The organism is Wolbachia endosymbiont of Drosophila tristis (assembly GCF_028981745.1).
Taxonomy (GTDB): Bacteria; Pseudomonadota; Alphaproteobacteria; order Rickettsiales; family Anaplasmataceae; genus Wolbachia; species Wolbachia pipientis.
In genome coordinates, this window is sequence record NZ_JAPQLN010000094.1 from 1 (window position 1) to 5568 (window position 5568).

Below are 5568 nucleotides of genomic sequence, written 5' to 3' on the forward strand. Positions count from 1 at the left end.
TTTTTCTTCTACTATATTTTGTAATTTCATAATTCATTTTCTCAAAAATTCCCTGCTTCTTCCATTGCCTGAACTGCTCATACACAGTCTTCCATAGCGGAAAATCATTTGGTAAATACCGCCATTGACACCCTGTACGCAATACATAGAAAATTGCTTCTAATATTTCTCTTTTGCTATACTTTGGCGGCCTTCCTCCTTTCTTGTATGATACTCTGAAGTGTTTTTCTATTCTTGCCCATTCCCTTTCGCTTAGATCTGTTGGATACTTTTTTCTCATCTTTACCCCGTACTAAAATTTCAGATATTATAGCCTTTTACTTGTTTCCGGACAACCTCTAAACACAAATATTCCAGAGTTCCAATAATGATCGTTACTTAACTTACGCTCGGGCTTTTCTGTAAAATCTTTCACTATATGACATTTTTCTTTCTGATCATATACTGCATTTATATAGCCGTATTCAGAATTGAATTCATGAGGCTTAACCCCAAAAGTGACTATAGAGTTAGTTTCAGAGGCTAACTTAGACGCTTTTTGAGTAGAAGCATAAAAACTATTCAAATCACCTATAAAATGGTCTGAAGGCAGAATTAACATTGTCTCGTTTTCATTGCAGAGAAGTGCAGCAATTAATATTGCCGCTGCTGTTCCAATTTTCACTGGTTCGAAAATCACTTTATATTCTTGCAGTGCATGCAATTCCTCCATCACTAATGACTCGTACTGTATATTTGTAGCAATTATGGGCGGCATATAATCGCTTTTTAGCCTCAACAAAGTGTTGTGAAACATAGTGTTCTGACTAAATATTTTCTGAAATTGCTTTGGCTTAGATAAAGGCCAAAGTCTGCTACCACTACCACCACACAATATTACAGGGCGCATTTAGTTAAGATATTAATTAAATAATTAATATCTTATACTGAGGGCAAAATACATGCAAGTTTTTGTTGTGGAATAGTTAATAAAGAAAGTAAATGTTGATTTAAAGTAATTGCTAATGAGAGTGATCATGTGTAGCGCCTTGCCCTTGCTGTGAATTTCTTCTATTTTGTAATTCCTCAACATGACCTTTTCTTTTATCACTTAATATTTCATTACCCTTATTTTGTTCTTCCTCAGGACTCTTTAGTATTTCATTACTCTTGCTAACTTCTTTATCATCCCCTTGTTTCTTTGGCCTTCTAGCGTTAAGCTCATCCCATGTGCCCACTAGTGAATCACGATTCCCATGATCCGGCTTTAGCCTTTCTTCACCTTTAATAACATTAAAGTCACTTTTTGCTTCTTCCAAACATCCTTTCAGTTGGTGTTTCCACATGGTGTAGTAAGCATCACCATATTTTTTCTCATTTGCTACAAACAATAAAATTGGAGCCTTAAGTATGGTAGCTCCCATATCCACTAAATTTTTTACTGCCATTGCAGGAGTAAATAAAAGATAACCAAAAGACTTTGCAATTGGGTTTTGTTCGCTTATTAAATGCTCCCCTAACTTTATAGGAAGAGAAGTCAACAATTTAGTACAAACTTTAGCTAAACTTGTAGCAAAAACGATAGGAACAGATATAAGACTTTTATCTAGCTCTAGATTACCATTCTGATCTCTAATTTCTGAAAAATGGGTGCTTAGCTTCTTGTAATCACTAGTGTATAATAATTCTCCATTTCTTCCTTTTTCATCAACAACTTCCTGAACTTTACCTTCTTTATTTTTTACCTCTTTAGTTAGCACAGAAGAATTAGTTAATTCAAATGGATATTGAGGATCCTTAGTTTTTTCAGCTTCAAAAATTGGCACGTGTTTTTTCAAATCCATTCTCGAAAAGCCTAATGGCTCAAAATATGACTTATGCAACTCATTTATCGGAATTTGCTTACCCTGATTGTCTATATAATTGATAGTAAAATAAGATCTATCATTATCTTTATCTTTGGTAACTAAAGATAATCTGAAACTTGGTTGTTCTCCATTCTCATCTTTTTGACCATACAAAAGTTTATAGGTTGGATTTTTATCTTTATCTAGTATAGCATTTCCATGCATATCCCTGTTTTCTATGATTTTAGCAGACTGTACAATTTGATCATAATTTTTTGGATACTGGCATTTCCTTCCATCATATATCATTACCTTTCTAAGGTCTTCGACGTAAACTTGAGATTCAGGTGAAGTAAGCAGACCTTTTGCTTTAAGTGTAAGATCTATTACTCCCTTTTTTAATGCTTCAAACATATTGTCAAACCAAAATCGCTATAATGCTATAGTTCAATAATAAAACTAGTACACTAATAATATATTAACACAGCACCGGTGATTTTACAAGAAAATATGCCTGTAGAAGATAAAGATTGTAAAAGCGAGGGTTATATAAGTAATGCTTGATAAGTACTTTATGCATGTAATTGTAAAAATCCTCAAAGGTACGCTGTGTATATAATCTTCGCATACTACCTGCATTCCAAGAACTGCGTGCCAAAAAATGCAAAACAACAATACAACAAAAAATAAAAGCTCTAGAGGGTGATTAATAAATTTTTCACTAAAAGACAAAGAGCTATCAGTATAAAATGTGCAAGAAAATGAATAGATAAACCAAGGAAACAGGAACAGTAAAATTACCGCAGAAACACGCTGAACCCACCAATGATGTACTGAATTTCCAGACTGACTCATATAAACATAAATAAAAAAGCCATAGTAGAAAGAAGTAGCGTTACTGTCAGCAGTATAGCACTCCTTGAAACGCCAGTAATTTCTAAATTAAGCCCAACATCCCACAATAAATGACGAATACCATTAAGAAAATGATATACAAAACTTATAAAACATAAGACATAAGCTAATTTAGCAACAGGAGTGAATAATAATGCATTTAAGTACCTTACTATAAGTAACTCAGGAAAGTAAACATGTAATATGAAATACCAAGAAAGTATCATTAATAAAAGGAATAGCAAGATACCAGTCAATCTATGCATAATAGAGAAAAAACTAGTAACTTGTACTTTATATATTTGTAAATGTGGAGAAAGAGGTCTATCACTCATAAAATTCCGTTATCGGGAAATTAAAATAAAGTAGAAGTAAAGACAGCAGTATAGCACATAACAACACCATCATTAAAAATGGTAAATTATGTGCAAAGCCTAAGGAGGTAATCCAGCTGCAGATTCCCCTACTGCTACCTTGTTACGACTTCACCCCAGTCACCGATCCCACTTTAAATAACTCCCTCCTTGCGGTTAGGTCGTTAGCTTCGAATGAAACCAATTCCCATGGCGTGACGGGCAGTGTGTACAAGACCCGAGAACGTATTCACCGTGGCGTGCTGATCCACGATTACTAGCGATTCCAACTTCATGCACTCGAGTTGCAGAGTACAATCCGAACTGAGATGGCTTTTAAGGGATTAGCTTAGCCTCGCGACTTTGCAGCCCATTGTAGCCACCATTGTAGCACGTGTGTAGCCCACTCCATAAGGGCCATGATGACTTGACATCATCCCCACCTTCCTCCAGTTTATCACTGGCAGTTTCCTTAAAGTCCCCAGCATTACCTGATGGTAACTAAGGATGAGGGTTGCGCTCGTTGCGGGACTTAACCCAACATCTCACGACACGAGCTGACGACAGCCATGCAACACCTGTGTGAAACCCGGCCGAACCGACCCTATCCCTTCGAATAGGTATAATTTCCATGTCAAGGAGTGGTAAGGTTTTTCGCGTTGCATCGAATTAAACCACATGCTCCACCGCTTGTGCGGGTCCCCGTCAATTCCTTTGAGTTTTAATCTTGCGACCGTAGTCCCCAGGCGGAATGTTTAACGCGTTAGCTGTAATACAGAAAGTAAAACTTCCCATATTTAACATTCATCGTTTACAGCGTGGACTACCAGGGTATCTAATCCTGTTTGCTCCCCACGCCTTCGCGCCTCAGCGTCAGATTTGAACCAGATAGACGCCTTCGCCACTGGTGTTCCTCCTAATATTTACGAATTTCACCTCTACACTAGGAATTCCTCTATCCTCTTTCAATCTCTAGATTAGCAGTTTTAAAAGCAATTCCAAGGTTGAGCCTTGGGATTTCACTTCTAACTTACTAATCCGCCTACGCGCCCTTTACGCCCAATAATTCCGAATAACGCTAGCCCTCTCCGTATTACCGCGGCTGCTGGCACGGAGTTAGCCAGGACTTCTTCTGTGAGTACCGTCATTATCTTCCTCACTAAAAGAGCTTTACAACCCAAAGGCCTTCTTCACTCATGCGGCATGGCTGGATCAGGCTTTCGCCCATTGTCCAATATTCCCCACTGCTGCCTCCCGTAGGAGTCTGGACCGTATCTCAGTTCCAGTGTGGCTGATCATCCTCTCAGATCAGCTATAGATCATTGCCTTGGTAGGCTATTACTCCACCAACTAGCTAATCTAATATAGGCTCATCTAATAGCAATAAATTTTTCCCCCGTAGGGCGTATACGGTATTAGTTGCCGTTTCCAACAATTATTCCGTACTACTAGGTAGATTCCTATACATTACTCACCCGTCTGCCACTAAGTTATACCATAGCAAGCTACAATATAACTCCGTTCGACTTGCATGTGTTAGGCCTGCCGCCAGCGTTCATTCTGAGCCAGGATCAAACTCTCAAATTTAGACTTCAACCTATAAAAGGTTGAGGGTACATCGGATAAATCCGACAAAAAATAATTTAGCTTAATACTGCTGTCTTTATTTCTACTTTAGAAATATTTTAATCTCCAACTATTCAAACAACTTTAAGGATATTATTATGTGATATAATCACTATGTCAATATGTTTTTGCAAATCAAAAGCATTAATGTATAAATATATAACTATTCAGAATATTACCATGAAAAAATACATCTTTCTGCTTGCACTCGCGCCAATGTTAGTTGGCATCACATTATACTTATTGCGCAACATTGATAACACAAAACAATCTATAACTGCAGGTGACAAGTTTTACGAAGTATTATTCTTAAAAAAAGATAATAAGCCGCTGCTAGAAGAAATAGATTCAAATTGGGAGTATTTAGCAAATTTTGAACGCGCATTCAATCATATCTCAGATTCAATGCCAACAGACACAGCATCTATTTATAATGATTTGGCAGATGATAAAGATGCTCCTAATGTTTTGCGTGAGTTAGCACAATATTTAGAAGTAATGAGCTTACTTCACTCCAACGGTGAAAAAATAAATAAAGACAAAATTGATAATTTAGAATCAAGCACAGTGTATCCTTATTCAAGCCAAGAAGCTATCGCTGTAGTAAAGATACATAATAACGACATTAAAGGTGCAACTGAAATATTGCGTTCCCTATTAAATGATAGAAAATGCCCTATCCTAATCAAAGCTAATGCACAAGAATTACTCAGGATATATGGGAGTTAACTCATTGGACTTTTTGCATAGCTTTTGGCAGCGCATCGGATGAAACGAAAAAACTTACTTGACACCCTTCGCCAGCGCCCTTATCATGATAGTGAAGCTATTGTATTTGCTTTCGCCAATCTGCAGATTAAAAGGTAAGG

5 protein-coding genes, 1 rRNA gene and 1 pseudogene are annotated in these 5568 nt (G+C 37.0%); 1 reads left to right on the plus strand and 6 read right to left on the minus strand.

Annotated elements, in window-relative coordinates; genetic code table 11:
* From OZD64_RS03855 to OZD64_RS03880, 6 genes and pseudogenes are all read right to left on the minus strand, one after another.
* Positions 1-280, minus strand: a 280-nt coding sequence (locus tag OZD64_RS03855; RefSeq protein WP_044471353.1) for an IS5 family transposase, incomplete at its 3' end; no start/stop codon positions are given.
* Positions 281-337: 57 nt separating this feature from the next.
* Positions 338-889 (minus strand): annotated as a pseudogene (locus OZD64_RS03860) (sugar phosphate nucleotidyltransferase); the annotation flags it as partial.
* Positions 890-1001: 112 nt separating this feature from the next.
* A complete protein-coding gene (locus OZD64_RS03865) occupies positions 1002-2240 on the minus strand; it encodes a hypothetical protein (RefSeq protein ID WP_274999327.1) in 1239 nt (412 codons plus the stop codon).
* An 84-nt stretch (positions 2241-2324) separates the two neighbouring features.
* Complete coding sequence (gene sdhD, locus OZD64_RS03870; RefSeq protein WP_010963113.1) at positions 2325-2681, minus strand: succinate dehydrogenase, hydrophobic membrane anchor protein; 357 nt, start codon at positions 2679-2681, stop codon at positions 2325-2327.
* Complete coding sequence (sdhC, locus tag OZD64_RS03875) at positions 2678-3055, minus strand: succinate dehydrogenase, cytochrome b556 subunit (protein ID WP_010963112.1); 378 nt, start codon at positions 3053-3055, stop codon at positions 2678-2680. Before sdhC ends, sdhD begins: the two co-directional genes overlap by 4 nt.
* A 100-nt stretch (positions 3056-3155) precedes the next feature.
* Positions 3156-4660 (minus strand): 16S ribosomal RNA (locus OZD64_RS03880).
* Positions 4661-4813: 153 nt separating this feature from the next.
* Here OZD64_RS03880 and OZD64_RS03885 point away from each other — a divergent pair.
* Positions 4814-5428, plus strand: a complete 615-nt coding sequence (locus OZD64_RS03885) for a hypothetical protein (RefSeq protein WP_010963111.1) — start codon at positions 4814-4816, stop codon at positions 5426-5428.
* The last annotated feature ends 140 nt before the right edge of the window (positions 5429-5568 follow it).

What these genes read in the sequence shown, in the direction of transcription:
- sdhC (WP_010963112.1), bottom strand. Translation starts at nt 3,055, where the DNA reads ATGAGTGATAGACCTCTTTCTCCACATTTACAAATATATAAAGTACAA.
- OZD64_RS03885 (WP_010963111.1), top strand. Translation starts at nt 4,814, where the DNA reads ATGTCAATATGTTTTTGCAAATCAAAAGCATTAATGTATAAATATATA.
- OZD64_RS03865 (WP_274999327.1), bottom strand. Translation starts at nt 2,240, where the DNA reads ATGTTTGAAGCATTAAAAAAGGGAGTAATAGATCTTACACTTAAAGCA.
- sdhD (WP_010963113.1), bottom strand. Translation starts at nt 2,681, where the DNA reads ATGAGTCAGTCTGGAAATTCAGTACATCATTGGTGGGTTCAGCGTGTT.